At 55.2% G+C, this 25,583-nt stretch carries 40 protein-coding genes; 37 read left to right on the top strand and 3 right to left on the bottom strand.

What is annotated here, in order from left to right:
- The first annotated feature begins 11 nt into the window (after nt 1-11).
- From rplD to rpsI, 34 genes are all read left to right on the top strand, one after another.
- Nucleotides 12-635, top strand: coding sequence for a 50S ribosomal protein L4 (rplD, locus tag JUF21_RS06465; RefSeq protein ID WP_054663827.1), 624 nt, complete (start codon nt 12-14; stop codon nt 633-635).
- Nucleotides 635-922, top strand: coding sequence for a 50S ribosomal protein L23 (gene rplW, locus JUF21_RS06460; RefSeq protein ID WP_056989969.1), 288 nt, complete (start codon nt 635-637; stop codon nt 920-922). The genes rplD and rplW overlap by 1 nt, the downstream gene beginning before the upstream one ends.
- Before the next feature lie 26 nt (nt 923-948).
- On the top strand, nt 949-1,788 hold the full coding sequence (rplB, locus tag JUF21_RS06455) for a 50S ribosomal protein L2 (protein ID WP_125757215.1): 840 nt from the start codon (nt 949-951) through the stop codon (nt 1,786-1,788).
- A 39-nt stretch (nt 1,789-1,827) separates the two neighbouring features.
- Nucleotides 1,828-2,109 (top strand): 30S ribosomal protein S19, encoded by a 282-nt coding sequence (rpsS, locus tag JUF21_RS06450; protein ID WP_125757217.1) that lies wholly within the window; start codon nt 1,828-1,830, stop codon nt 2,107-2,109.
- 18 nt (nt 2,110-2,127) lie between these two features.
- The gene (gene rplV / locus JUF21_RS06445) at nt 2,128-2,490 is read left to right on the top strand and encodes a 50S ribosomal protein L22 (protein WP_054663830.1); all 363 of its coding nucleotides are present in this window, start codon (nt 2,128-2,130) and stop codon (nt 2,488-2,490) included.
- Between the two features lie 2 nt (nt 2,491-2,492).
- The gene (gene rpsC, locus JUF21_RS06440) at nt 2,493-3,155 is read left to right on the top strand and encodes a 30S ribosomal protein S3 (protein WP_125757219.1); all 663 of its coding nucleotides are present in this window, start codon (nt 2,493-2,495) and stop codon (nt 3,153-3,155) included.
- 3 nt (nt 3,156-3,158) lie between these two features.
- Nucleotides 3,159-3,593 (top strand): 50S ribosomal protein L16, encoded by a 435-nt coding sequence (rplP, locus tag JUF21_RS06435; RefSeq protein ID WP_054663835.1) that lies wholly within the window; start codon nt 3,159-3,161, stop codon nt 3,591-3,593.
- Nucleotides 3,583-3,777, top strand: a complete 195-nt coding sequence (gene rpmC, locus JUF21_RS06430; RefSeq protein ID WP_054663838.1) for a 50S ribosomal protein L29 — start codon at nt 3,583-3,585, stop codon at nt 3,775-3,777. The genes rplP and rpmC overlap by 11 nt, the downstream gene beginning before the upstream one ends.
- A 20-nt stretch (nt 3,778-3,797) precedes the next feature.
- A complete protein-coding gene (gene rpsQ, locus JUF21_RS06425; RefSeq protein ID WP_054663840.1) occupies nt 3,798-4,061 on the top strand; it encodes a 30S ribosomal protein S17 in 264 nt (87 codons plus the stop codon).
- Between the two features lie 30 nt (nt 4,062-4,091).
- Nucleotides 4,092-4,460: a 50S ribosomal protein L14 gene (gene rplN / locus JUF21_RS06420; protein ID WP_125757221.1), complete on the top strand. Its 369-nt coding sequence runs from the start codon at nt 4,092-4,094 to the stop codon at nt 4,458-4,460.
- Between the two features lie 27 nt (nt 4,461-4,487).
- Entirely contained in the window at nt 4,488-4,835 is a 348-nt protein-coding gene (gene rplX / locus JUF21_RS06415) for a 50S ribosomal protein L24 (protein ID WP_125757223.1), read from the top strand.
- A 6-nt stretch (nt 4,836-4,841) separates the two neighbouring features.
- A complete protein-coding gene (gene rplE / locus JUF21_RS06410; RefSeq protein ID WP_125757225.1) occupies nt 4,842-5,384 on the top strand; it encodes a 50S ribosomal protein L5 in 543 nt (180 codons plus the stop codon).
- Between the two features lie 13 nt (nt 5,385-5,397).
- Nucleotides 5,398-5,583, top strand: a complete 186-nt coding sequence (locus tag JUF21_RS06405; protein ID WP_054717680.1) for a type Z 30S ribosomal protein S14 — start codon at nt 5,398-5,400, stop codon at nt 5,581-5,583.
- A 30-nt stretch (nt 5,584-5,613) separates the two neighbouring features.
- Nucleotides 5,614-6,012, top strand: coding sequence for a 30S ribosomal protein S8 (rpsH, locus tag JUF21_RS06400; RefSeq protein ID WP_125757227.1), 399 nt, complete (start codon nt 5,614-5,616; stop codon nt 6,010-6,012).
- 29 nt (nt 6,013-6,041) lie between these two features.
- Nucleotides 6,042-6,572: a 50S ribosomal protein L6 gene (gene rplF, locus JUF21_RS06395; protein WP_203624706.1), complete on the top strand. Its 531-nt coding sequence runs from the start codon at nt 6,042-6,044 to the stop codon at nt 6,570-6,572.
- A 129-nt stretch (nt 6,573-6,701) separates the two neighbouring features.
- Complete coding sequence (gene rplR, locus JUF21_RS06390) at nt 6,702-7,061, top strand: 50S ribosomal protein L18 (RefSeq protein ID WP_125584629.1); 360 nt, start codon at nt 6,702-6,704, stop codon at nt 7,059-7,061.
- A gap of 23 nt (nt 7,062-7,084) precedes the next feature.
- Nucleotides 7,085-7,594, top strand: a complete 510-nt coding sequence (gene rpsE, locus JUF21_RS06385; RefSeq protein ID WP_125757231.1) for a 30S ribosomal protein S5 — start codon at nt 7,085-7,087, stop codon at nt 7,592-7,594.
- 11 nt (nt 7,595-7,605) lie between these two features.
- On the top strand, nt 7,606-7,791 hold the full coding sequence (rpmD, locus tag JUF21_RS06380; RefSeq protein WP_054663864.1) for a 50S ribosomal protein L30: 186 nt from the start codon (nt 7,606-7,608) through the stop codon (nt 7,789-7,791).
- A 30-nt stretch (nt 7,792-7,821) separates the two neighbouring features.
- Nucleotides 7,822-8,262 carry a 50S ribosomal protein L15 gene (gene rplO, locus JUF21_RS06375; RefSeq protein WP_125757233.1) on the top strand — a complete coding sequence of 147 codons (441 nt, stop codon included), beginning with the start codon at nt 7,822-7,824 and terminating at the stop codon, nt 8,260-8,262.
- Nucleotides 8,262-9,575, top strand: coding sequence for a preprotein translocase subunit SecY (secY, locus tag JUF21_RS06370; protein ID WP_203663589.1), 1,314 nt, complete (start codon nt 8,262-8,264; stop codon nt 9,573-9,575). The genes rplO and secY overlap by 1 nt, the downstream gene beginning before the upstream one ends.
- 9 nt (nt 9,576-9,584) lie before the next feature.
- Nucleotides 9,585-10,238 (top strand): adenylate kinase, encoded by a 654-nt coding sequence (locus JUF21_RS06365; RefSeq protein ID WP_203624703.1) that lies wholly within the window; start codon nt 9,585-9,587, stop codon nt 10,236-10,238.
- Nucleotides 10,239-10,363: 125 nt separating this feature from the next.
- The gene (gene infA, locus JUF21_RS06360; protein WP_054663875.1) at nt 10,364-10,582 is read left to right on the top strand and encodes a translation initiation factor IF-1; all 219 of its coding nucleotides are present in this window, start codon (nt 10,364-10,366) and stop codon (nt 10,580-10,582) included.
- Between the two features lie 87 nt (nt 10,583-10,669).
- The gene (gene rpmJ / locus JUF21_RS06355; protein ID WP_082397753.1) at nt 10,670-10,789 is read left to right on the top strand and encodes a 50S ribosomal protein L36; all 120 of its coding nucleotides are present in this window, start codon (nt 10,670-10,672) and stop codon (nt 10,787-10,789) included.
- Between the two features lie 26 nt (nt 10,790-10,815).
- The gene (gene rpsM, locus JUF21_RS06350; RefSeq protein WP_125757239.1) at nt 10,816-11,184 is read left to right on the top strand and encodes a 30S ribosomal protein S13; all 369 of its coding nucleotides are present in this window, start codon (nt 10,816-10,818) and stop codon (nt 11,182-11,184) included.
- Nucleotides 11,185-11,200: 16 nt separating this feature from the next.
- Nucleotides 11,201-11,590: a 30S ribosomal protein S11 gene (gene rpsK / locus JUF21_RS06345; RefSeq protein ID WP_054663879.1), complete on the top strand. Its 390-nt coding sequence runs from the start codon at nt 11,201-11,203 to the stop codon at nt 11,588-11,590.
- A 65-nt stretch (nt 11,591-11,655) separates the two neighbouring features.
- Nucleotides 11,656-12,594, top strand: a complete 939-nt coding sequence (locus JUF21_RS06340) for a DNA-directed RNA polymerase subunit alpha (RefSeq protein ID WP_056989965.1) — start codon at nt 11,656-11,658, stop codon at nt 12,592-12,594.
- A gap of 21 nt (nt 12,595-12,615) precedes the next feature.
- Nucleotides 12,616-12,996 carry a 50S ribosomal protein L17 gene (gene rplQ / locus JUF21_RS06335; protein ID WP_125757241.1) on the top strand — a complete coding sequence of 127 codons (381 nt, stop codon included), beginning with the start codon at nt 12,616-12,618 and terminating at the stop codon, nt 12,994-12,996.
- Nucleotides 12,997-13,319: 323 nt separating this feature from the next.
- A complete protein-coding gene (locus JUF21_RS06330) occupies nt 13,320-14,504 on the top strand; it encodes an MFS transporter (RefSeq protein ID WP_125757243.1) in 1,185 nt (394 codons plus the stop codon).
- 99 nt (nt 14,505-14,603) lie between these two features.
- Nucleotides 14,604-15,440: an energy-coupling factor ABC transporter ATP-binding protein gene (locus JUF21_RS06325; RefSeq protein WP_125757245.1), complete on the top strand. Its 837-nt coding sequence runs from the start codon at nt 14,604-14,606 to the stop codon at nt 15,438-15,440.
- On the top strand, nt 15,416-16,282 hold the full coding sequence (locus JUF21_RS06320) for an energy-coupling factor ABC transporter ATP-binding protein (RefSeq protein ID WP_203623834.1): 867 nt from the start codon (nt 15,416-15,418) through the stop codon (nt 16,280-16,282). The genes JUF21_RS06325 and JUF21_RS06320 overlap by 25 nt, the downstream gene beginning before the upstream one ends.
- Nucleotides 16,275-17,069 carry an energy-coupling factor transporter transmembrane protein EcfT gene (locus JUF21_RS06315; protein ID WP_203623833.1) on the top strand — a complete coding sequence of 265 codons (795 nt, stop codon included), beginning with the start codon at nt 16,275-16,277 and terminating at the stop codon, nt 17,067-17,069. The genes JUF21_RS06320 and JUF21_RS06315 overlap by 8 nt, the downstream gene beginning before the upstream one ends.
- Before the next feature lie 42 nt (nt 17,070-17,111).
- Nucleotides 17,112-17,855 (top strand): tRNA pseudouridine(38-40) synthase TruA, encoded by a 744-nt coding sequence (gene truA, locus JUF21_RS06310; RefSeq protein ID WP_203663587.1) that lies wholly within the window; start codon nt 17,112-17,114, stop codon nt 17,853-17,855.
- 188 nt (nt 17,856-18,043) lie between these two features.
- The gene (rplM, locus tag JUF21_RS06305) at nt 18,044-18,490 is read left to right on the top strand and encodes a 50S ribosomal protein L13 (protein WP_125757253.1); all 447 of its coding nucleotides are present in this window, start codon (nt 18,044-18,046) and stop codon (nt 18,488-18,490) included.
- A 13-nt stretch (nt 18,491-18,503) separates the two neighbouring features.
- Nucleotides 18,504-18,896 (top strand): 30S ribosomal protein S9, encoded by a 393-nt coding sequence (gene rpsI / locus JUF21_RS06300; RefSeq protein ID WP_125757255.1) that lies wholly within the window; start codon nt 18,504-18,506, stop codon nt 18,894-18,896.
- 124 nt (nt 18,897-19,020) lie between these two features.
- Here the strand turns inward: rpsI and JUF21_RS06295 are convergent, their stop codons facing one another.
- Nucleotides 19,021-19,743 carry a GntR family transcriptional regulator gene (locus JUF21_RS06295; protein ID WP_203623831.1) on the bottom strand — a complete coding sequence of 241 codons (723 nt, stop codon included), beginning with the start codon at nt 19,741-19,743 and terminating at the stop codon, nt 19,021-19,023.
- A gap of 130 nt (nt 19,744-19,873) precedes the next feature.
- Between JUF21_RS06295 and JUF21_RS06290 the strand changes: the two genes are divergently transcribed.
- From JUF21_RS06290 to JUF21_RS06280, 3 genes are all read left to right on the top strand, one after another.
- Nucleotides 19,874-21,250 carry a glycoside hydrolase family 1 protein gene (locus JUF21_RS06290; RefSeq protein WP_203623830.1) on the top strand — a complete coding sequence of 459 codons (1,377 nt, stop codon included), beginning with the start codon at nt 19,874-19,876 and terminating at the stop codon, nt 21,248-21,250.
- Nucleotides 21,251-21,280: 30 nt separating this feature from the next.
- The gene (locus JUF21_RS06285; RefSeq protein ID WP_203663585.1) at nt 21,281-22,612 is read left to right on the top strand and encodes a PTS sugar transporter subunit IIC; all 1,332 of its coding nucleotides are present in this window, start codon (nt 21,281-21,283) and stop codon (nt 22,610-22,612) included.
- Nucleotides 22,613-22,706: 94 nt separating this feature from the next.
- Nucleotides 22,707-23,756, top strand: coding sequence for a glycosyltransferase family 2 protein (locus tag JUF21_RS06280; protein WP_203663583.1), 1,050 nt, complete (start codon nt 22,707-22,709; stop codon nt 23,754-23,756).
- A 45-nt stretch (nt 23,757-23,801) separates the two neighbouring features.
- Here the strand turns inward: JUF21_RS06280 and JUF21_RS06275 are convergent, their stop codons facing one another.
- Both JUF21_RS06275 and JUF21_RS06270 read right to left on the bottom strand, forming a co-directional pair.
- A complete protein-coding gene (locus JUF21_RS06275; protein ID WP_203623827.1) occupies nt 23,802-24,533 on the bottom strand; it encodes a M57 family metalloprotease in 732 nt (243 codons plus the stop codon).
- Nucleotides 24,534-24,683: 150 nt separating this feature from the next.
- On the bottom strand, nt 24,684-25,295 hold the full coding sequence (locus JUF21_RS06270) for a sugar O-acetyltransferase (RefSeq protein WP_203623826.1): 612 nt from the start codon (nt 25,293-25,295) through the stop codon (nt 24,684-24,686).
- Nucleotides 25,296-25,583 lie beyond the last annotated feature (288 nt).

Genomic DNA, 25,583 nt, shown 5'->3' with positions numbered 1-25,583 from the left:
GGACATAACTAATGGCAAACGTTACTTTATTCAAGCAAGACGGCACAGAAAACGGCACCGTTGATCTTAACGACACGATCTGGGCTATCGAACCGAACGAAAACGCCGTGTTTGACGCAGTGCTGATGCAACGCGCTTCCCTTCGTCAAGGTACTCACGCCGTTAAGAACCGTTCCGCTGTTTCCGGCGGCGGCAAGAAGCCGTGGCGCCAAAAAGGGACTGGCCGGGCTCGTCAGGGCTCGATCCGCAGTCCGCAGTGGCGTGGCGGTGGGATTGTCTTCGGACCGACCCCACGTTCATACAGCTACCGGATCAACAAGAAGGTTTCTCGGTTGGCAATCAAGTCTGTGCTTGCGCAGAAGCTTGCTGACAAGGACCTGATCGTGGTCGATGGCCTGGCTTTTGACCAGCCCAAGACCAAGGACTTCGCGGCTGCTTTGGCAGCTTTGAAGGTCAATGAAAAAGCCCTGGTCGTTCTTGAAGATGGCAATGACAATGCGGCCCTGGCTGCACGCAACCTGCCAAACGTCAAGACGATCGCCGCAGACGGGATCAACGTATTGGATGTTGTAGACTACAACAAACTGATCCTGACCCAATCTGCACTGCAAAAGATTGAGGAGGTGCTGGCATAATGGCTGAAGCACGCGACATCATCCTGCGCCCGATCGTGACCGAGCAGACCATGGCCGACATGGACAACAAGAAGTACACCTTCGAAGTTGCTCGTGACGCCGAGAAAACTGCTGTGCGTCGTGCCGTTGAAGAAATCTTCGATGTGCAAGTCGCCAAGGTCAACATCGCGAACGTACGCGGTAAAAAGAAGCGCCAAGGGAACTTTGTGGGTTATACGCGCAAGCGCCGCAAGGCTGTTGTGACCTTGACCGCTGATTCTAAAGACATCAAGATTTTTGAAGACTAAAAACTTTTAGATAGGAGGAAACAAGCGTGGGCATCATTAAATACAAACCAACGTCAAACGGCCGGCGGAACATGTCTGGTTCAGACTTTGCCGAGATCACCAAGACCAAGCCGGAAAAGACGCTGCTTGAAAGTCAGAGCCACACTGCTGGGCGTAATGCTCAAGGTCACATCACCGTGCGTCATCGCGGCGGCGGCCACAAGCAGTATTACCGGACAATCGACTTCAAGCGGAACAAGGACGACGTGGTCGCGACCGTTAAGGCGATCGAATACGACCCGAATCGGACCGCAAACATTGCACTGCTTCACTACGAAGATGGGGTTAAGTCCTACATCCTCGCGCCGAAGGGTCTGAAGGTTGGCGACAAGATCGTCTCCAGCGAGACTGCCGACATCAAGCCGGGCAACGCAATGCCGCTGAAGAACATTCCTGATGGGACCACGATCCACAACGTTGAACTCAAACCTGGCAAGGGCGGCCAATTGGCTCGTTCCGCCGGTGCTTCCGCTCAGCTGCTGGGTAAGAACGACGACGGCAAGTACGTCACGGTTCGCCTGGCCTCTGGTGAAGTGCGCATGATCCTCGCCGTTAACCGCGCCACGATCGGTGCCGTGGGCAACGAACAGCACGAACTGATCAGCATTGGTAAGGCTGGCCGCAAGCGCTGGTTGGGCTTCCGTTCAACCGTCCGTGGGTCAGTTATGAACCCTAACGATCACCCGCATGGTGGTGGTGAAGGTAAAGCACCAATCGGTCGCCCATCACCTCTTTCCCCATGGGGCAAGAAGACCTTGGGTAAGAAGACGCGTGATCACAAGGCTAAGTCCGAGAAGTTCATCGTGCGTCACCGTAAGAACAAGTAATTTTAACTTTGAATTACACCGAATAAAGGAGGTCACACAATGGGTCGCAGTCTTAAAAAAGGACCGTTCGCCGATGCACATCTGATGAAAAAGATCGATGCGCAGCAGGATAACGACAAGAAGACGGTCATCAAGACCTGGTCTCGTCGTTCTACCATTTTCCCGAGTTTCATCGGGTTCACCATCGCCGTTTACGATGGTCGCAAACACGTCCCAGTTTACATTTCAGAAGATATGGTCGGTCACAAGCTGGGTGAGTTCGTTCCGACACGGACCTTCCATGGTCACGCCAAGGACGACAAGAAAACAGCGGCACGCTAAGAAAGGAGCACATGATTCATGGCTGAAGAAATCACGTCTGCTACGGCGACGGCTAACACAGTTCGAATCGCGGCTCGCAAGGCGCGCCTAGTGATCGATCTGATCCGCGGCCGCGACGTCGCGGAAGCTATTGCCATTTTGGACTTCACGCCGCGCGCGGGCTCTCCAATTATTTCCAAGGTTCTGAAGTCCGCCATCGCGAACGCAGAACACAACTTTGACCTTGATGCCCAGAACCTTTACGTCAAGGAAGCCTTCGTTAACGAAGGCCCGACCTTGAAGCGGTTCCGTCCGCGGGCAAAGGGTTCAGCATCACCAATCAACAAGCGTACGAGTCACATCACTGTGACCGTTGCTGAGAAAGCCACAAAGGAGGGTTAAGCGTGGGTCAGAAAATTAATCCAATCGGTTTCCGAGTTGGCGTCATCCGTGATTGGGAATCCAAGTGGTATGCCGAAAAAGACTTCGCCACTTACCTGCACGAAGACATCAAGATCCGAAACTTCATCAACAAAAAGCTTGCGGACGCCTCTGTTTCGACCATTGAGATCGAACGGGCCGCAAACCGCGTGAACATTTCGATTCACACCGCAAAGCCGGGTATGGTTATCGGCAAGGGCGGCGCTCAGGTCGAGAGCCTGCGTAAGCAGCTCAATGACCTCACCGGTCGTAAGGTTCACATCAACATCGTCGAGATCAAAAAGCCTGACCTGGATGCCAAGCTGGTTGGCGAAAGCATCGCCGCTCAGCTTGAACAGCGTGTGGCTTTCCGTCGCGCGATGAAGCAGGCGATGCAGCGCACCATGCGTGCCGGTGCCAAGGGCATCAAGACGCAAGCTGCTGGTCGGTTGAACGGTGCGGATATTGCCCGGCGCGAACACTACGCTGAAGGCACTGTGCCGCTGCACACCCTGCGCGCAGACATTGACTACGCCTGGGAAGAAGCTCGCACCACCTACGGCCAGATCGGGATCAAGACCTGGATCTACCGCGGTGAGATTTTGCCGGATAAGCCAAACCGGCCAGCTGCGAAGGGAGGAAAGTAACCCATGTTAGTACCTAAGCGTGTGAAGCACCGTCGCGAATTTCGCGGCAAGATGCGTGGCGCAGCTAAGGGCGGCAAGAACGTCGACTTTGGCGATTACGGCCTGCAGGCACTGGAATCCCACTGGATTTCTAACCGTCAGATCGAAGCTGCCCGTGTTGCAATGACCCGTTACATGAAGCGTGGCGGGAAAGTTTGGATCAAGATCTTCCCTCAGAAGTCCTACACTTCTAAAGGTGTTGGGGTTCGTATGGGTAACGGGAAAGGCGCGCCATCCGGCTGGGTTGCAGTCGTAAAGCGCGAAAAAGTGATGTTTGAAGTCGGTGGCGTGCCTGAGGCCGTTGCCAAAGAAGCTCTCCGCCTCGCTTCCAACAAGCTTCCAATCCGTACCAAGATCATTTCTCGTTCGGAAGGAGCTGAGCAATCTAATGAAGGCTAAAGAGATCGCTGCATTAACCACAGAGGAAATGCTCGACAAAGAAAAGCAGTATAAAGAAGAGCTGTTCAACCTGCGCTTTCAGCAGGCGACTGGCCAAATGGAGAACACTGCTCGGCTGAAGCAAGTGCGCAAGAACATTGCGCGGATCAAAACGGTCCTGCGTCAGCAATCACTGAAGAAATAAACGGAAAGGAGACTATCACCTTGGCAGAACGTAATTCTCGTAAAGTTTATCAAGGCCGTGTTGTTTCTGACAAAATGGACAAGACGATCACCGTCCAAGTCAACACGACGAAGACGCACCCGGTATACGGCAAGCGTGTGAAGTACTCGAAGAAGTACTATGCACACGATGAAGAAAATGTCGCAAAAGTCGGCGATCTGGTTCAGATCATGGAAACTCGTCCGATGTCTCGCAACAAGCGTTTCCGTTTATTGAACGTGGTCGAAAAGGCAGTTCGTATTTAATTTAAATACGTTTGAAAGGAGGACCAACCCGTGATTCAACAAGAAAGTCGTCTTAAAGTCGCTGACAACTCTGGTGCCCGCGAGTTGCTGGTGATCAAAGTGCTTGGCGGTTCATACCGTAAGACTGGGAACATCGGCGACGTCGTTGTGGCAACTGTAAAACAGGCTACACCAGGTGGCGTTGTCAAGCTCCACGATGTGGTCAAGGCCGTCATCGTGCGCACCAAGTCGGGTGCCCGCCGTACTGATGGATCGTACATCAAGTTCGACGAAAACGCCGCGGTCATCATCAACGCGGACAAGAGCCCACGGGGGACTCGTATCTTTGGACCAGTCGCACGCGAACTGCGTGACGGCGATTTCATGAAGATCGTTTCCTTAGCGCCTGAAGTCCTTTAATCATTCTGACCAAATAGGAGGTGCGACATGAAAATCAAGACTGGTGATAAAGTTCGGGTCATGCGTGGTAAAGACGCTGGTAAAGAAGGTACGGTAACCAAGGTGCTGCTTAAGGCAGACAAGGTCATCGTCGAAGGCGTCAACATGATCAAGAAACACCAAAAGCCTAACAACGCGAACCCGCAAGGCGGGATCGTGGACAAGGAAGCAGCCATTGCCGTTTCTAACGTAATGCTGCTGGATCCAGAAACGAATAAGCCGACCCGCGTTGGCTTTGAAATCAAGGACGGCAAGAAGTCACGCATTGCCAAGAAATCTGGCAAGGAACTGACCACTGCTGCTGCTCCTGCAAAAACTGACGGGAAGGAGGACTAATCCCAGATGGCAAATCGTTTACAAGAACGTTTTAACAAAGAGATCGCACCGGCTTTGGTAGAGAAGTTCAACTACAAGAGCACGATGCAGACTCCGCATGTTGAGAAGATCGTTTTGAACATGGGGGTCGGCGATGCAACACAAAACGCCAAGCTCATGGACGAAGCCGTTGCCGAAATGGCGCAGATCTCCGGGCAACAGCCGCTGATCACCAAGGCGAAGAAGAGCATCGCGAACTTCCGCCTGCGTGAAGGCATGTCGATCGGTGCCAAGGTCACCCTGCGCGGCGAGCGTATGTATGACTTCCTGGACAAGCTGATCAATGTCTCCCTGCCACGTGTTCGTGACTTCCACGGGATCTCTCCTAAGTCCTTCGACGGCCGGGGCAATTACACCCTGGGCCTGAAGGAACAATTGATCTTCCCTGAAATTGATTACGATCAGGTCAACCGCGTTCGCGGCCTTGACGTGGTCATTGTTACGACTGCAAATACTGACGAGGAAGGCCTCGAACTGCTGAAGCAGCTCGGCATGCCTTTCGCTAAATAAAGGAGGGTCACACTTGGCTAAGAAGTCGATGATCGTGAAAAACAACCGGCCTGCAAAGTTCGCAGTGCAAGAATACACACGCTGCCAACGTTGTGGTCGTCCGCACTCTGTTTACCGTAAGTTCAAACTCTGCCGGATTTGCCTTCGTGAATTAGCTCATGCCGGTCAAATTCCTGGTATGCGCAAAGCTAGCTGGTAAACCGAAACCCAGTCAAAGGAGGTTAAATCAATGGTCTTGACCGATCCAATCGCAGATTACTTGACCCGCATTCGCAACGCCAACATGGTGCGCCACGAATCGCTGATCGTACCTGCATCAAAGATGAAAATCAACATTTCCGAGATCCTCAAGCAAGAAGGCTTCATCCGTGATTACGAAGTGATCGAGGATGACAAGCAAGGCGTTATTCGTGTTTTCCTGAAGTACGGGAAGAACAACGAACGCGTCATTTCCGGCTTGAAGCGCATCTCTAAGCCTGGCCTGCGCTCCTACGTGAAGGCTGACGCTGTGCCGAAGGTCCTAAACGGCCTGGGCATCGCCATCCTCTCCACTCCTGAAGGTGTGATCACCGACAAGGAAGCGCGCGCGAAGAACGTTGGCGGCGAAGTACTCGCCTACGTTTGGTAAGATAAAACTTTAAAAGGAGGTGCCTCCAAGTGAGTCGTATTGGTTATAAAGCAATCACCGTGCCGGCTGGCGTTACAGTCACCGTCGACGGCGAAAACATCACCGTGAAGGGCCCGAAGGGTGAGATGACTCGCCACTTCGCCCCAGAAATTTCCATGACGCAAGACGGCAACGAGATCAAGTTCGACCGTCCCGACGATTCGTTCAAGGCGCTGCACGGGACGACCCGCGCCAACCTGAACAACATGATCGTGGGTGTCACCGACGGCTTCAAGAAAAACATGAAGCTGGTCGGGGTCGGCTACCGTGCACAAAAGCAAGGCAACAAGCTGATCCTGAACGTCGGTTACTCTCACCCAGTTGAGATGACCCCACCAGCAGGAATCGACTTCGACGTGCCAAGCAACACGGAGATCACGGTTTCTGGGATCTCTAAGCAGGTCGTTGGCCAATGGGCCGCCGAGATCCGTGCGGTTCGTTCGCCTGAACCTTACAAAGGTAAGGGGATCCGTTATGTCGACGAATACGTCCGGCGTAAGGAAGGTAAGACTGGTAAGTAGTCTTACTGATAACGTATGGGCGATTATCGCCCGTGTCTATGCGCCTGGGGCCGCGTCATCAGGCCGTCCGCTTTGTGCGAGCGCCTGATCCATCACCGCCTCAAGCAGCTAATCAAAGGAGTGAACATTGTGATTTCCAAGCCAGATAAAAACAAGACCCGGCAACGGCGTCACGCACGCGTCCGGGGTAAGATTTCTGGTACGAGCGAGCGCCCACGCTTGAACATTTTCCGTTCAAATAAAAACATCTACGCGCAATTAATTGATGACGTAGCGGGTGTGACGCTAGCAAGTGCCTCCACTCTCGATAAAGAAGTATCTGATGACGCAAACAAGACCGAGCAGGCAAAGCAGGTTGGCGAATTGGTCGCTAAGCGCGCTGTTGCCGCCGGTCACAAAGTAGTGGTCTTTGACCGTGGTGGTTACCTCTATCATGGTCGCGTGCAGGCGCTCGCTGAAGCGGCTCGCGAAAACGGCCTTGAATTCTAACAAAGAAGGAGGAAAACCAATCCATGGCATCATACATTGATCCAAACCAACTCGACTTGGAAGACCGCGTCGTATCGATCAACCCAGTTGTCAAAGTTGTCAAAGGTGGTCGTCGTCGTCGGTTTGCAAGTATTGCAATCGTTGGCGACAAGCACGGCCACGTCGGCTTCGGGACCGGTAAGGCCCAGGAAGTGCCAGAAGCGATCCGCAAAGCGGTCGACGACGCCAAGAAGAATCTGATCGAAGTGCCGATCGTTGGTACCACGATTCCTCACGAAGCGATTGGTCACTTCGGCGCCGGTGAAGTTTTGCTTAAGCCGGCCGTTGAAGGGTCCGGGGTTGCTGCCGGCGGCGCGGTTCGTGCCGTTATGGAACTCGCTGGGATCTCAGACGTGACTAGCAAGTCTCTTGGCCGTAACACGCCAATCAACATGATTCGCGCGACGATGGACGCCTTGACTCAGCTCAAGACCGTTCAGGAAGTGGCTGAACTCCGCGGCGTATCAGTATCGCACTTGCAAGAACAAAACTAGGAGGGCACATCATGGCGCAATTAAAAATTACATTGACCCGCAGTGCTGCTCACCGGTTGCCAAAGCAACGCAAGATTGTTAAGGAATTGGGTCTGGGCCGTGTCAACAGCTCAGTCGTGAAGCCTGACAACGACGCAACACGCGGTGCGATCTTCCAGATCTCCCACTTGGTTTCCGTTGAAGAAGTCAAGGATTAATCTATTTCGCAAAAAGGAGGTGCCACACGAATGAAGTTACACGAATTAAAGCCAAATGACGGTGCGCGTCAAGCACGGAAGCGTGTTGGCCGCGGGACTTCTAGCGGTCAGGGTAAGACGGCCGGCAAAGGGACTAAGGGCCAATTGGCTCGTCAGGGCGGCAAGACCCGGCTCGGGTTCGAAGGTGGCCAGATGCCACTGTTCCGGCGGATGCCAAAACGCGGTTTCAAGAACATCAACCGCAAAGTCTTTGCCATCGTGAACGTTGAAGACCTCAACCGGTTTGACGAAGGCACGGAAGTAACACCAACTCTGTTGGTCGAAACCGGCTTAGTTAAAAACGAAAAAGACGGCGTTAAGCTGTTGGGTAACGGAAAGCTGGACAAGAAGCTGACCGTTAAAGTTAACAAGGCTTCCGAAACTGCCAAGAGCGCAGTCGAAGCAGCAGGCGGTTCGCTTGAGGTGATCTAATGCTGAAAACCCTCGTTAACGCATTTAAGGTCAAGGATATCCGCAACAAGATCCTCTTTACCTTGGGCGTTTTGCTGGTTTATCGACTAGGGGCGCAGATCACAGTGCCTGGCGTTAATGCTAAGGCCTTGACGCAGGTCGGATCGACCGGCTTGATCTCCCTGCTCGACACCGTTTCCGGTGGCGGGTTGGCCAACTATTCGATCTTCTCAATGGGGGTCTCTCCGTACATTACGGCTCAAATTGTGGTTCAACTGTTGCAGACCGATATTGTGCCGAAGTTCGTGGAATGGGGTAAGCAAGGGGAAGTTGGCCGGCGTAAGCTGAACCAAGTCACCCGTTACCTGACCATTTTCCTCGGCTTCTTCCAGGCAGTCGGCATCACGGCCGGGTTCCAGCAGCTTTCCGCGCTGGGGCTGGTCGCCAATCCGACGATTACCACCTACGTGATCATCGGCATCATTCTGACTGGGGGCACCATGCTCCTGACCTGGATGGGTGAGCAGATTACGGACAAAGGGATCGGTAATGGGGTCTCAATGATCATCTTTGCCGGTATCATTGCCCGCCTGCCAAGTGGGCTGGCTTCCCTGTGGAAGGACAACATCACGAACAACGCCGCCGCTGATCGGTGGCAGGGCATTTTGTTCTTGGTTGCACTGGCCATTGTGGTCCTGCTGGTCGTGACGTTTGTCACCTGGGTTCAGCAGGCCAACCGCAAGATTCCGATTCAGTACACGCGCCGGGTGGCGGCTTCCGGTAGTGAAAGCTACCTGCCGCTGAAGGTCAACGTGGCTGGGGTCATTCCTGTCATTTTTGCCAGTTCGTTCATCATCACGCCGCAAACCATTCTGATGGCCTTCGCCAAACGGTTCCAAGGCCAAGGCTGGTATGACACGATGACCAACGTCTTCAACATGCAAAGCACGCCAGGCGTCATCATTTATACGATCCTGATCGTCCTGTTCACGTTCTTCTATGCTTTTGTCCAGGTTAACCCGGAAAAAGTGCAGGAGAATCTGACCAAGCAAGGATCGTATATCCCAGGCGTTTGGCCCGGGAAGGAAACTGAAAAGTATCTTTCTCGCGTGCTGATGCGGCTGTCGACGGTCGGGGCGTTGTTCCTCGGCTTCGTGGCCCTGCTGCCACAGCTGGCAGCGAACCTTTGGGGCTTGCCTCAAAGCATTGGCCTTGGTGGAACTAGCCTACTGATTGTCGTCATGACGGCGATCGAACTGGTCCGCCAGCTCGATGGGTTACTGATGAAGCGCGAGTACGTCGGGTTTATCCGCGACGACCTCGTGAAGAATTAGGAGGAAACCATGAATCTCATTTTAATGGGACTGCCAGGCGCTGGTAAGGGCACGCAGGCGGAGCGGATCGAAGATGCGTATCCCGTCGCCCACATCAGTACCGGGGACATGTTCCGCGAAGCGATGGCAAACGGCACGGAGATGGGCAAGCAGGCCAAGGGGTTTATTGATCAAGGTCAGCTGGTTCCAGATTCGGTCGTTGAAGGCATGGTCAAGGAGCGGCTTGCGCAAAAGGATACCGATCAGGGCTTCATGCTTGATGGGTTTCCGCGCACGCTGGCTCAGGCCGAAGCGCTTGAAACCATCACCCAGGACTTAAGTAAGCCGCTTGACGCCGTGATCAACATCGACGTTGAACCAGCAGTGCTGGTGGAGCGGCTGTCTGGCCGTTACATCTGCAGCAACTGCGGAGCGACTTACCACAAGTTGTACAACCCGACCAAGGTGCCGGGAACTTGCGACCGCTGCGGCGGCCACGAGTTCTTCCAGCGCGATGACGACAAGCCGGAAACGGTGAAGAATCGCCTGAAGGTCAACATCGAGGAGAACACGCCGCTGATTGATTTTTATCAAAAGCGCGACTTGCTCTTCACCGTCAACGGGGATCAGGACATCGACCTGGTGTTCGCTGACATCCAAGCGGTCTTGAAAAAACTCAACTAGCCTGCAGCCACGGCCTGACTGTTTTCAAACGGGTCGATTTATGATACAATGTCGCGGTATGCGCTGAGGGCTTGCCCTCACCGCGTTTTCGCGTGTGATCCAGACAATTAGGAGGAATTTATTTCGTGGCAAAAGACGATGTGATCGAGATCCAGGGCACCGTGGTCGATACGTTACCGAACGCGATGTTCAAAGTCGAACTTGAAAACGGGGCAACGATTCTTGCCCATGTCTCCGGGAAGATTCGGATGCACTACATCCGCATCTTGCCAGGCGACAAGGTGACCGTTGAATTGTCTCCATACGATCTGACCAAGGGCCGGATCACGTACCGTTTCAAGTAAAGCGTTCAGCCGGTTCTGCCGGCTGCGCGTATTGCCAGACCAGAGCGCAGTTCTCGCTGCGTTTTTCCAAGAGGAGGCTAATCAATCATGAAAGTACGTCCATCTGTTAAAAAGATGTGCGAGCACTGCAAGGTCGTCCGTCGGCATGGCCGCGTCATGATCATCTGCTCTGCTAACCCAAAGCACAAGCAACGCCAAGGTTCATAATTCACTAAATTAGGAGGTGTCATCATATGGCTCGTATCGCAGGTGTTGACTTGCCCCGCGGCAAGCAAATCGTCATCGCGCTGACCTACATTTTTGGGATCGGCAACACGACCGCCAAGAAGATCCTGAAAGAAGCCGGCGTTCCTGAGAACGTCCGCGAAGAAGACCTGACCCCTGACCAGGAGGACAAGATCCGTGCAGCCGTCGACAACGTTAAAGTTGAAGGCGATCTGCGCCGTGAAGTCAGCCTGAACATCAAGCGGCTTCAGGAAATCGGTTCATACCGTGGCATGCGTCACCGCCGTGGCCTGCCCGTTCGTGGTCAGAACACGAAGAACAACGCACGTACTCGCAAGGGGAAGAAAGTTTCCATTGCCGGTAAGAAGAAAGCATAAAGGAGGTTAGCATTCGATGGCAGTTAGAAAAACCACTCGCAAGCGCCGTGTTCGTAAGAACGTTGAAGCCGGCGTTGCGCACATTCATTCCACGTTCAACAACACGTTGGTCATGATCACCGACCCTCGCGGTAACGCGATTGCCTGGTCCTCTGCAGGGGTCCTTGGATTCAAGGGTTCTCGTAAGTCCACGCCTTATGCTGCGCAGATGGCCGCTGAAGCCGCTGCAAAGGAATCCATGGAGCACGGCATGAAGTCTGTTGAAGTTGCTGTTAAAGGCCCAGGTTCCGGCCGTGAAGCTGCGATCCGTTCCCTTCAAGCAACTGGTCTTGAAGTGACCGCGATCCGCGACGTGACCCCAGTGCCGCATAACGGTTCTCGTCCTCCAAAGCGTCGTCGTGTGTAATTGTTACCCCACCATTTCAAGTTTGGGCAACGTTCACTTCTCGTTTTGAAAGGGGTACAGACTAGATGATCGAATTTGAAAAGCCGAACATCACCAAGGTTGACGAAAGCACCAACTACGGTAAGTTTGTGGTTGAACCGCTCGAACGCGGCTACGGGACCACATTGGGCAATTCGCTTCGGCGGATCCTGCTTTCTTCCTTGCCGGGTGCGGCGGTTTCCAACATCCAAATCGATGGCGTGCTGCATGAATTCAGCACGATCGATGGGGTGCTTGAAGACGTAACCCAGATCATCCTGAACATCAAGAAGCTCGCTTTGAAGATGCATTCGGATGAAGATAAGACCGTCGAGATCGATGTTGATGGCCCGGCCACTGTGACCGCCGCCGATATCGTCACTGATGCTGATGTTGAGGTATTGAACCCCGAACAGTACATTTGCACTGTTGCTGAAGGGGGCCACTTCCATGTTCGCATGACCGTTCGCACCGGTCGTGGTTACGTGGCTGCGGATCAGAACAAGACCGAAAACATGCCGATTGGCGTGCTGCCGATCGACTCGATTTTTACCCCGATCAGTCGGGTCAATTATCAGGTCGAAAGCACTCGTGTCGGCCGGCGTAATGACTTCGACAAGTTGACGCTGGACGTCTGGACCAACGGCTCGATCTCCCCGCGCGAAGCAATCAGCTTGGCCGCGAAGATTCTGACGGAACACCTCGACATTTTCGTCAATCTCACCGATTCGGCGAAGAATGCGGAGATCATGGTCGAAAAGGAAGAAACCCACAAGGAAAAGATGCTCGAGATGACCATCGAAGAGCTCGACTTGTCCGTTCGTTCCTACAACTGCTTGAAGCGTGCTGGAATCAACACGGTTCAGGAGCTGACCAACAAGACCGAAGCCGATATGATGAAGGTCCGCAACTTGGGCCGCAAGTCGCTTGAAGAAGTTAAAAACAAGCTGTCTGATCTCGGCTTAAGCCTGCGTAAGGAAGACTAATACTTAAAAGGAGGCCAATCCATGAGCTACCGGAAATTAGGGCGCACCAGTTCTCAGCGTAAAGCGCTGCTGCGCGACTTGACCACCGACTTGATCGTTAAGGAACGCATCACGACGACCGAAGCCCGCGCCAAGGAAATTCGTTCTACCGTTGACAAGATGATCACGCTCGGCAAGCGCGGCGACCTGCACGCCCGTCGTCAGGCTGCTGCTTTCCTGCGGAACACGATCGCCGATGTAAAGGAAGACGGCGACACGGTTGTCGTTCAATCCGCTTTGCAGAAGTTGTTTGCTGATGTAGCCCCGCGCTACGCAGAACGCAACGGTGGTTACACCCGCACTTTGAAGACCAATCAGCGCCGCGGTGACGCAGCACAGATGGTTATCATCGAACTGGTTTAAGCGTTTCGCTTTACCAATTCAAAAAATCTAAAACCGAAGCGACCCTTGTGGCCGGTTCACTTTGATCATTTGATCGATGGAGCGTTACGATGTTGGCTGCCATCTTGGTAGGGGCTTTGGCCCTGAGGCCGTCAGGCTTTGCCGAGTCTAGCTTGAGAGCATCGGGCAACCGGTGTCTCCATCTCAAATGATTTTTTTGTGTCATCGATTCAACAAAGCCCCTGGCCGGTGTGGCCGGGGGCTTTGTTGCGCCGGTGAGGTGGTGCGTTTGAAATTTGCGGACAAGAACGGCAAAATAGAGGGCATCTAAAGGAGGCGGCGACATGGGTCACCCACAACAATGGCAATTCGGTGCGGCAGCCTACTTATTCAGCGCCAACTTGTTTGTGTTCGGCTCCTCAACGGTCGTATTTGCCGTTCTGTGGCACATTGCGTTGGTGACGTCCTCTGGGGCCTGGATGACGTATGCGTCCCTTGCAGGGGCCTTGCCAGCCTTGCTGGTGGCGCCCTTTGCCGGTGTGTGGGCTGACCGGTGGCGGCGCAACTGGCTGATCATGGGGTCAGCCAGCGGCGTGTCGGCGGCGACATTTGCGCTGGCATTGGTGTATCTTTCGCACAGCCGCGAGCTGTGGTTGCTGCTGGCCATTTCAGCGATTCGCTCGGTTGGCAACGGCCTGCAGACGCCGGCGGCTAATGCCTTGTTGCCGCAGCTAGTCCCTAAAGACCAAGTCACCCGGATGAACGGCCTCAACCAAATCGTTCAGTCGGCCATGCTGCTGGTCTCCCCGCTGTTGGCCGGGTATATTCTGAGCGACTTGGGCATGATCTGGATTTTCATCGTCGATGCCGGGACTGCACTGCTGGCAGTCCTGTCCCTGGCCACGATCCGGGTGGCAAAAGTGGCTGCGGCGGCGCCGGAACAACATGCTATCCTCGGCGGGCTGCGTTACGTTAAACAGGTGCCGGCGCTGACAGCGTTTCTGTTGTTCACCGTCGTCGCCTTTGTCCTAATCGCGCCTTCTTCTCAGCTGTCGACCCTTTACGTTAACCGGACCTTTGGCCACGGCGTGTGGAACCTGACGTTTAATGAGTTGGCGTGGACGGTCGGGGCGAGCCTCGGCGGGCTGTACATTGCGCTTCACCAGCACCTGCCTGACAAAATTCGGGTGATCGCGCTGGGGATGGCTGGTTCTGGACTGGCGTTTGCGGCCATGGGCCTGCGGGAGCCATTTTGGCTATACCTGTTTTTCATGTTTGTCTCGGGCATTTTCTACCCGATTCTGACTGCCGCGCAGACCATTTACATTCAGGAAACCGTGGCACCGCAGATGATGGGGCGCGTGTTTTCCCTGTGGCAGATTCTCTCAACGGGAATTTATCCCATTGCGATGCTGGGGTACGGCCCGCTGGCCGATCAGATTCCAATCAGCTGGATCTTTGTGGTCACAGGCTTCCTGCTGGTCGCCGCGGCGTGGGGCTTCAACCGGCGACTGCACCGGCTTGGGTGAGTGACTGGACTGCGGCGATGGCAGGGAAAATATGTTATCATATCATAGTTATGCAAGACGCCGAGAGTCCCATGGCGCTACGCAAAGGAGGACGGACCAATGACGGTTGCAATCGACATTCAACACTTAAATTACCGCTACCCAGATGCCGAAAAGCCGGCTTTAAAGGACGTCAGCCTGACGATTGCGCAGGGCGAGTGGGTTGCCATCATCGGCCACAATGGTTCGGGCAAGAGTACGCTAGCCAAAAACATCAACGGGCTGCTGGCACCCGGCTCCGGTCAGGTGACCGTGGCGGGGATGCCGCTGACTGAGGAAAATGTCTGGAAAATCCGCGAAAAAGTCGGGATTGTGTTCCAAAATCCTGACAATCAGTTTGTCGGGGCGACTGTCCAAGACGATGTTGCGTTTGGTCTGGAAAATCGCGCCGTCCCGCGCCCGGAAATGGTGACACGGGTCCACGACGCACTGGCGCAGGTCAACATGCTTGAATTTGCCACGCGTGAGCCTGCCCGCCTGTCTGGGGGCCAAAAGCAGCGGGTCGCGATCGCCGGCATCATTGCGCAGCGGCCGGACATCATCATTTTGGATGAGGCGACTTCGATGCTTGATCCGGCAGGCCGCGCAGAGGTGCTGGCCCTGATCCAGGAGCTGCAGGCACAATCTAAGATGACCGTGGTGTCCATCACGCACGACGTCGACGAGGCCGCCTCGGCGGATCGGGTCATTTTGCTCAACGATGGCGAAGTGGTCGAGCAGGGAACGCCGGCCGAGATTTTCACCCATGGCGAGGAGCTCTTGCACCTAGGGCTAGACGTCCCGTACCCGGAGCGGCTGAAGGCGGCGCTGCGGCGGCGCGGCGTCGCAATGCCGGACCGTTATCTTGATCAGGAAGGGCTGGTGAAGTACCTGTGGACATTACATTCGACCATGTGAGCTTCACCTACCAGGCGGGGACGCCGTTTGCCGGCGACGGCCTGAAAGACATTACGACCACGATCAAGGATGGCAGCTACACCGCCATCATCGGCCACACCGGTTCAGGCAAAAGCACGCTGCTGCAGCACCTCAACGCCCTGCTCAAGCCGACCGCCGGCACGGTCACCATCGGCGATCGCGTGATCACGAGTGAAACCAACAATAAGAATTTGAAGCCGATCCGCCAGCAGGTGGGGATGGTGTTTCAGTTCGCCGAGAACCAATTGTTTGAGCAGACAGTGGCCAAGGACATTGCGTTTGGCCCGGAGAATTTTGGGGTGCCAAGTGACGAAGCCGAAAAGCAGGCGGCTGCCATGGTCGACCTGGTCGGCTTACCGCAAGCCGTGCTTGAACAGTCGCCGTTTGATTTGTCCGGCGGCCAGATGCGCCGCGTGGCGATCGCGGGCGTGCTGGCGATGAAGCCGACGGTGCTGGTGCTTGACGAGCCAACCGCTGGCCTGGATCCCGCCGGCCGCAATGACATGATGAAGATGTTTCACCGGCTGCACCAGGAGCAGGGCATGACCATTGTGCTGGTCACGCACCAAATGGATGACGTGGCCGATTACGCCGACCACGTGCTGGTGATGGACGAGGGTCACTTGATCAAGGAAGGCACGCCGCGGGAGATTTTCCAAAGCGAGCAGTGGCTGGCGGATCATCAGCTGGGACTGCCCAAGACAGCGGCGATGGCCCGGGATTTGACCAATCAGGGGTTCCATTTTGACCCGCTGCCGCTGACCACTGATGAGCTGGCCGACCAGTTGGCCAAGCAGATCGGAGGCGGCGCGCATGACTAAACTCTTGCTTGGCCGCTATCTGCCTGGCGACTCCTGGGTCCACAAGCTGGACCCGCGCACAAAGCTGATGGCCAGTTTTTACTACATCGGGATCATATTTCTCGCCAACAACTGGCAGACTTACCTGCTGATGTTTGTCGCGACTATGGTGATGGTCGCGGCCTCCAGGATCAAGCTCGGGTTTTTCCTGCGCGGCGTGCGGCCGATGATTTGGCTGATTCTGTTCACCGTGATGCTGCAGGTGTTCTTCACTAAAGGCGGGACCACGTACTGGTCCTGGGGCTGGCTGGCCATCACGCAGTATGGGCTGACCAACGGGGCGTTCATCTTCATGCGCTTCGTCTTGATCATTTTCGTCTCTACGCTGCTCACGCTGACCACGCAGCCCCTGTCCTTGGCGGATGCGGTTGAATCGCTGCTCAAACCGCTGCGGGTGCTGCACGTGCCGGTCACCGAACTGGCGCTAGTGCTGCAGATCGCATTGCGGTTCGTCCCGACGCTGATGGATCAAACGACGAAGATCATGAATGCACAGCGCGCCCGCGGGGTCGATTTTGGCACCGGCAATCTGTTTCAGCAGATGAAGGCCGTGGTGCCGCTGCTGATCCCGCTGTTCGTTGACAGTTTTGGCATCGCCGAGGACTTGGCGACGGCGATGGACGCCCGCGGGTATCAAGGCGGGGACGGCCGCACCAAGTTTCGCGTGCTGCAGTACCATCAGAAGGACATTTTTGCCGGGCTGGTGATGGTCGTTTTGACCGTCAGCCTGGTCTTCATGAGAGCGTAGAACGTTGCCTCGCCGCAGTGCGAGGCTTTTTAGGAGAATATCGTGACCCACTTCAAACTGACGTTAGCCTATGACGGCACCAATTTTGCCGGGTATCAAATTCAGCCGCACCAGCGCACGGTCCAAGGCGTGTTGCAGAAAGCTCTGGGCAAGATGGCCAAGGTCGATTCAATTCACATTGACGGCTCCGGGCGCACCGATTCTGGGGTGCACGCTTTGGGCCAGGTGGTGTCGTTTGACTACCCGGGCGAGATTCCAGCACGGGCCATGCGGCTTGCGATGAATTCCTTGATGCCGCTAGACATTGAGATCCTGGACGCGGAAATTGTGTCGGCGGACTTTCATGCCCGCTACTCGGCCAAGGGCAAACGGTACCAGTACCGCGTGGCGCGCGGCCGCTTCACCGACCCGTTCAAGCGGCTGTATACGGGGCACTACCCGTATGGCCTTGACGTCGACCGGATCCGCACTGCGCTGAAGGACGTCGTCGGCACCCATGACTTTACCAGCTTTGCGGCTAGCGGCGGGGTGATCGAGGATAAAGTGCGGACGATTTACGAGGCCACGGTGCAAGACGACCAAGCAAATCATGAACTAGTATTTGAGTTTTACGGCAACGGCTTTTTGTACAACATGGTGCGCATCATTGTGGCGACGCTGCTGGAAATCGGCAACGGCCGCCGCGACGTGCATGATTTTCTGCGGTTGTACGAGGTCAAAGACCGCCAGCAGGCGCGCGGCACGGCACCCGCCTCAGGGCTGTACCTGAAAGAAGTCTATTACTAGCGCTTTTGGGGTGGACGAAAGCTTGGCGATGCCGTACACTTAAGCGCATGTTGCGGTTATTGCAGGGGAGTTACCGTTGACTTTATCGCGGATTTTTGATAAGGTAATCGCTGGTATTGTTTGCCCCACAATAAGCCCCGGAAACTTATAAGGTGTCAAACAGCACAGAATATTGGAGGAAACAAATCGTGCGTACAACATATTTGGCTAAGCCAGGTGAGATCGAACGCAAGTGGGTCGTTATCGACGCCACTGATATCAGCCTTGGCCGTTTGGCTTCAACCGTTGCAACTATCTTGCGCGGCAAGAACAAGCCGACCTACACCCCGAACGTTGACGTTGGTGACAACGTGATCGTGATTAATGCAGCTAAGCTTAAGCTGACTGGGCGCAAGGCGAGCGACAAGATCTACTACCATCACTCACAGCATCCAGGTGGCTTGAAGCATGAAGTCGCTGGTGATCTCCTTAAGAACGACCCGGCTCGTCTGGTCGAATACGCGGTCAAGAAGATGCTGCCAACCAAGAATACTCTTGGCCACCAGCAATTCCTGAAGCTTCACGTTTATGCTGGGGAAGAACACCCTCACGAAGCGCAGAAGCCTGAAGTACTCGACATCAAGAACCTAATTTAAGGAGGACACAACTGTGGCAGAAGTAGCATACAGCGGCACAGGTCGCCGCAAGAATTCCGTTGCCCGGGTCCGCTTGGTTCCTGGCACCGGTAAAATCACAATGAACGGCAAAGACGTTCACGATTACCTTCCGTATGAGAACCTGATCCTCGACTTGACTCAGCCGTTCGGGATTACCGAAACGACCGGTTCATACGATGTTCTGGTTAACGTTAACGGCGGCGGGTTCACTGGCCAGGCCGGCGCAACTCGTCACGGCATCGCTCGCGCACTTTTGACTGTCGACCCGGATTTCCGTGGCCCACTCAAGCGTGCTGGCATGCTCACCCGTGACCCACGGATGAAGGAACGTAAGAAGTATGGTTTGAAGAAAGCCCGCAAGGCGAGCCAGTTCTCAAAGCGTTAATCTTTCGTTCATCACACACGAATACAACGAAGCGACTCTCATCAGAGAGCCGCTTTTTGTATTTATCCGCTAAAAATGGTGAGCTAGGACAGCAGCCCAATTCTCTGAACTCGCAGGCTTATTGTCACAGCATTGGTCGCTCTGGGTGGTACACCACAATGGACCCCTTGTCGTACCGGTTGCGGGTGAATGAATACTCGAACGGGGTGCCATCCGCCAACGAGACAATCTGCTCGACTTCCAGCATTGGGGTGTCAGAGACGGCGTCGAGGTAACGGCGGTCGTACGCATTGGGCTGCGCGGCGCGAATAATGCGGTAGGCGGCACCGATGGTTTCGCCGAGTTCCTCATGCATGTAGTGGTAAATCGAGTGGTGCAGCACGCCTTTGTTCAGTCCTGGCACTACCTTGACCGGCATGATGGAATGCTCGATCTTCCAAGGTGTGCCGTCCACGATGCGCAGGCGCACAAAATCGTACACCGCGTCAGCAATGGTTAGGTTCAGATTTTCCTGTTCCTTGGCGTCGGGCAGGCGGACATCATAGTCGATAACCTCACTAGTCACGGTGTGGCCGCGCATCAGCTCGGTGGTGCCGACGTACTGGTCCACTGTGGCGTCAAATTTGGATAACAGGTTGATGTTTTGCTTCACGTACGTCCCGGAGCCCTGTTTGCTGTAGATCAAGCCTTCGTTGATCAGCAGGTCCAGGGCTTTTTGAATGGTCACGCGACTGGTTTTGAACATTTTAGCCAGTGACACCTGATCTGGCAGCGGGGCGTCGCTAGTGTACTCGCCGCGCATGATTTGGGCTTTTAATTGCTTACCGATCTCAATATATTTTGCCATTTGTCTACCCTCCAAAAAAGCGCTGTCATCGAGACTATAACACCTTTCTGAAAATTTGGATAGTCAACTGTGCTAATTCATCTTTGCCAAAGGTGCCAAAGGCAGTTATATTGCACGGTGGAGGTAGGACATGACAACACTAAGCAAAGATTTCCTGTGGGGCAATTCGACCTCAAGCATGCAAACTGAAGGCGCTTGGAACGTGGATGGCAAGGGGCCATCCGTTTATGACATCAAAAAGGCGGGTCCCGACAGCTCGGACTGGAAAGATGCCATCGACGAGTACCACCGCTATCCGGAAGACGTCGACTGGATGGCCAAGATGAACATGAACTGCTACCGGTTCCAGATTTCTTGGAGCCGGGTCTGCCCGGAAGGCGACGGGCCGTTCAACGAGGCGGGGATCGCGTTTTACGACCGGCTGATCGACGAGCTGCTCGCGCACAACATCCAGCCGATGATTTGCTTGTACCACTTCGACATGCCGCTGAGTCTGGCAAAACGCTACAACGGGTTTGTCTCCCGCGAAGTGGTCGATGCGTTCGTGCGCTACGGCGAGGAGATGGTCAAACGCTTTGCCGGCAAGGTCAAGTACTGGATCACGTTCAACGAGCACAACTGCTTCACCTATGACCCGGGTCTGGACAGCGGCGGCAACCTCACCGCGCCGCGCGACATCCGCACGCTGTACGCGATGAGCCACCACACCTTGCTGGCGCACGCGCGCATCACGGCCTTCATCCGGAAGAATTACCCGGATTTGAAGCTCGGCGGCATGCTGGCGTACGCAGAGGTGTATCCGAGCACTTCTGATCCCGAGGATGTTGAAGCGACGCGGCGGATCGACGAGTTTGTGAACTACAACTACCTGGATGTGTTCACGAGCGGCCATTACTCGCCGGAGGTCTTGCACTTCATGAGGGCAAACGGGCTGATGGATTTGATTCAGCCTGGCGACCTCGAGACGCTTGCCCAGACGACCAGCGACTTCATCGCGTTCAGTTACTATGCTTCCTCTGCCATCGACCACACGAAGATTGACAAAGATTCGCCGGTCAACTGGTGGTTCACGCAAGGCACGGTGCCCAACCCGCACCTGAAGGCTAGCGAGTGGGGCTGGCAGATCGATCCGACCGGGTTCAAAAACGTGCTGGCCAAAATCTGGACCCGTACCGGCCTGCCGGTGTTTCCCATTGAAAACGGTCTGGGGGTGCGCGAGCACTGGGATGGCAAGCACCCGATCGATGACGATTACCGCATCCAGTATCACCGCGCGCACATTCAGGCGCTCAAGGACGCGGTGAGCGATTACGGGGTGAAGGTCTTGGGTTACTTAGGCTGGGGCTTGATCGATATCCCCAGCTCGAAAGGAGATGTCGCCAAGCGGTACGGTGCGGTTTACGTGAACCGCACGAATCACGAGCTCCTAGATCTGCGCCGCGTACCGAAGCGCAGTTTTGCTTGGTTCCAAAAAGCTTATGGTTCCAACGGTGAGGATTTGGATTAAGTCATTTATTAAGAGATTGGAGGAAAGAACATGGAAGCATCTAAGAGCCATAAATTCTTAGATAAATTCTCCGAGGTCGCCGGGCGCATTGGCAACCAGGTCCACCTCAGATCATTACGCGATGCCTTCGCCACAATCATGCCCTTATTCATTTTGGCGGGCCTTGGCACTTTAATTAACAACGTCGTCTTCCCGTGGATCGCCACTGGGAAGACGCTGGCAAATCTGCAGACTTGGGGCACGCTGATTGCCAACGGGACGTTGAACATCGCCGGCTTGATGCTTGCGCCGGTCGTCGGCTTCATCCTGGCGCGGAATAAAGGGTATCGTAATCCGCTGACCGCGGCCGTCATTTCGCTGGCCAGTCTGGTCATCATGATGCCGATCACGACGCAGATGACGCCGGTCGGCAAGACCGCCGCAGTTAACGTCACGGGTGGTTTGAGCTTTGCTAACCTGGGGACTACCGGCATGTTTGCCGGCATCATCATTGGGCTACTTGCCACCGAGCTCTTCATTCGCCTGAGCAACATTAAGCGCCTGCAGATTCATCTGGGCGACCAGATCCCGCCGGCCGTGGGGGATTCATTCAACTCCCTGATCCCGGCCTTGATCACGCTCAGCTGTTTTGCCCTGATTGGGGCGCTGCTCATCGTGCTTTGGAACAGCAACCTGATTGCGCTGATCACGATGATTATCCAAGAGCCGCTGCGCCGGCTGAACACCAGCCTGCCAGGCATGCTGATCATTTACTCCTGTGGGAACTTCCTGTACACCTTGGGGATTCACCAAGCCGTTATCAACGGGACCTTACTTGATCCAGTGCTGGTGGTCAACATGGCGAAAAACACGGCGGCCTACGCGGCGCACAAGCCGATTCCTTACATCATGAGCAACACCTTCCGGGATACTTTTGGCATGATGGGCGGCACCGGGTCGACCATTGCGCTGCTGATTGCGGTCTTCCTGTTCTCAAAGGTCAAGGCGAACCGCGATGTCGCGGCCCTGTCCGTTGTCCCAGGGCTGTTCAACATCAACGAGCCGGTCATCTTCGGTTTCCCGATCGTGTTTAACATTCCAATGATGATTCCGTTCGTGTTGAACCCGGTTATCGGCATCCTGATTGCCTACGCGGTCACGGCCATCGGCTGGATGAATCGCGTCGTGGTCATGGTGCCGTGGACCACACCGCCGCTGATTTCAGGATTCCTGGCCACGGCTGGGGACTGGCGAGCGGTGATTGTCCAGATCGTCATTTTGGTTATCAACATTGCCGTTTATGTGCCGTTTCTGAAGGTCAGTGAGAAAGTCACGGCCAAGCAGGCGGAGCAGGCGAAAGCGGTGCAGAACGCCCAGGCTTAGTTGCCTTGTCATCAAGAACCGTTCGCCCAGCAGTACGCTACTGCCAGGCGGGCGGTTTTTGTGTGATATGGTAAAATACAGCCGGAGGTAGCTTATGGCCCAACCCTTGATTTCGGTAATTATGCCCGTGTATAACGCAGAAAAGTACTTGGCCGCCGCGCTGGATAGCCTGCTGGCTCAGGACTATCAAAATTTTGAGGCGCTGCTCATCGACGACGGCGCAGTGGACACCAGTCCAGTCATCTTGGCCGAATACGCCCGGCGCGATTCGCGCATTCGTGTGACCCGCGTGGCAAACGGCGGGCAGGCGCAGGCGCGCACGGTCGGCCTGGCGCAGGCGCGGGGCCAGTTCATCACGTTCATGGACAGTGATGACTTAGCGCTGCCCACTTGGCTGTCCGGCATGGCTCATGCGATCGGGGCGGCCGATGTGGCCCAGGTCAACTACTACACCTACCTGGGCGCGACCAAGTCGAAGTTTACCAAACCGTTTGCGGCCAAAGCATACACTGTGCGCGGGGATGACTGCTACCGCCTGTGGCTGGAGGACAAGGATTTGCGCGGTTATCTATGGAATAAGCTATTTCGGGCGAATCTGTTCAAGCCGGCGCTGCCGGTGGCCGATTTTAATCTGATGGAAGACGCATACCTGATCGGTCAGCTGCTGCCGCGCATCACGCAGATCAACCTGGTCGATGAGCCGCTGTACTGCTACCGGCTGAACCCGGCCAGCACGGTGCACGACAAGTTCCATCAAAGCGATCTGATTGCGATTCACCAGTTGGGGGCACTGTATCTTCAGGTGGCAGAGGCCAAGCCGGCTCTGTCGCCGGTGGCAGTGCGTAAGTATGCGGCGCTGAGTTTGTTTGTGCTCAGTAAAATGAATCCGGCCGAGCTGGTTCAAAACTGGGGTTATGTCCAGCAGTTGGGCAGCGTGTTGAGTGATTACTCGCGCGTGTTTGCTAAAGAAGTGGACGCCAAGGAGGCAAAGCGGCTGACTGCCACCAAGCCGGTCAAGCTGACCGGCAGTCTGCACGGGCGGCTGGCGGCGTGGTCTGAACTGATCGGTCTGCCGAGCACCCGCGAGGCAGATGGCGAAGTCCTGGGCGACTTTGCCCCAGATGACGCGCCGCGCAACGATTGAATCACAAGGACGCGAAAAAGGCGACTGCCGAGTAGCAGCCGCCTTTTACTTGCGCGCGTAAATCAGCTTGAGGGTGGCTAGGTCACCAGCTGACAGCGTTATTCGGCCTTGGTCCATTGGGTACATGACTGAGGCCAAGCTGTTGCTGTGGGCCAACCCCAGCGCGTGGCCGATTTCATGCAGCGCGACGGATTCCTTGACCGAAAGCTGGTAGGCGGTGTTGAATGCTGCCTTGGCATGGTTAACGCCGTGGTGGGTCAGCCGGCTGTAGACGACCGCCGGGCCGCCTTCACCCAGTTCGATTGTGCTGCTGGAATCAGGTGTCGGCTTGGCGTACGTGCCAAACGTGATGTGATTGGCAAAAACGGTGCTGATCCCAGGCGTCAGGGTGACGATGCCGGTTTGGTTGTACACGGCGATCGCGGCTTCGAAGGTAGTACGCACTCGAGTCGGGGTGCCGGCTTCGAAGCTGTAGGTGTACGTGGGGGCCAATGTGATGTTTTTGATCGCGTCTTCAACCGGCGTTTCAGTCGTGCTGGCGGCTGTGGGCTTGGTGGTGAGCGCCTTTTCTGCAGCGGGCTTAACGGCGCACAGGCCGAGTTTCTGCGCCGCTGTATCGGTGAGGTGCAAGGCGGCATCCGCCGTCCACACAACGGCATCGTGCAGCGTTGCCTGAGCGGTGACTTGGGTCGCAGTGGAAAGCGGACTGTCCTGACTGTACAGGCCGAAACCGGCCAAGGCGATGACGAGCAGGCTGATCAATCGTTTATGGCGCATGGCGCTACCCTCCTTTATCAGGGCTTTATCATAGCAGAAAACGGCCATCTTGCGCGCCGCCGCGGTGAAAATTTAAGATTGATATCGCTGTCAGGACAAGTTGTCAGTGATTGAAAAAGTGCCTCATGCCAGGCTGGCATGAGGCACCTTTTAGGCGCGTCCAGAGTCAATTTTTCGCTGCTTGAAGTAATACTCGCGGTCGTGCTCACTGATCGGGCGGGCGACTTTGCAGGGATCGCCGTAAGCAATGACGTTGGCCGGCAGGTCATGCGTGACGATGCTGCCGGCGCCGACGACTGTGTTGGCGCCAATCGTCACCCCAGACAACACGGTGACGCCCGCACCAAGCCAGCAGTTGTTCCCGATGTGGACTGGGGCACTGTACTGATAGCCATGCTGGCGCAGCGGCGGGTCAATCGGATGGCCGGTGGTGGCGATGGTGACGTTTGGCCCGAACATGGTGTGGGCCCCGACAAAAATGTGGGTGTCGTCAACTAGCGTCAGATTGAAGTTGGCGTACACGCCGTCGCCAAAGTGGACGAAGCGGCCGCCCCAGTTGGCGTGAAGAGGTGGCTCCACGTAACAGTCCTTGCCCAGCGCCGCAAACATTTGCGCGAGCAGCTGCTGGCGGCGCGCGGTTTCGTGCGGCCGGGTCTGGTTGAAGTCGTATAACAACTCAAGGGCCTGCTGTTGCTGGTACACTAGATCTGGGTCATTAGTCAAGTACAGCGACCCATCATGCAGTTCTGGATGATCAGTCATCGAAAGGGGGCTCCTTTTTCTCAGTCTAGGGGATGGTTTAGGTCTATTGTACGCCTCTTATCGCAGCGCCGGCGACCGACCCAGACCACTGAATAGGTCCTTGTGATACAGTTCACTATTTTTAAATATTACAGATGGTGCAAAATAAGCGACTAATCAAGATAGAATTGGGTATGGCCAACTCGAAGAAAAGGGTTACAATAAAGTTGTGCAACGCTTACAGAAGCGGAGACGTGATTGCTCCGACTTTTGAACGACGGTACAGATTGTAGAAATTAGGAATACAGA

The sequence above is a fragment of the Lacticaseibacillus sp. 53-4 genome, from assembly GCF_016861805.1.
Taxonomy (GTDB): domain Bacteria; phylum Bacillota; class Bacilli; order Lactobacillales; family Lactobacillaceae; genus Lacticaseibacillus.
The sequence above is the reverse complement of the archived record's forward strand: the minus strand, read 5'-3'. Positions and strand labels throughout refer to the sequence as shown.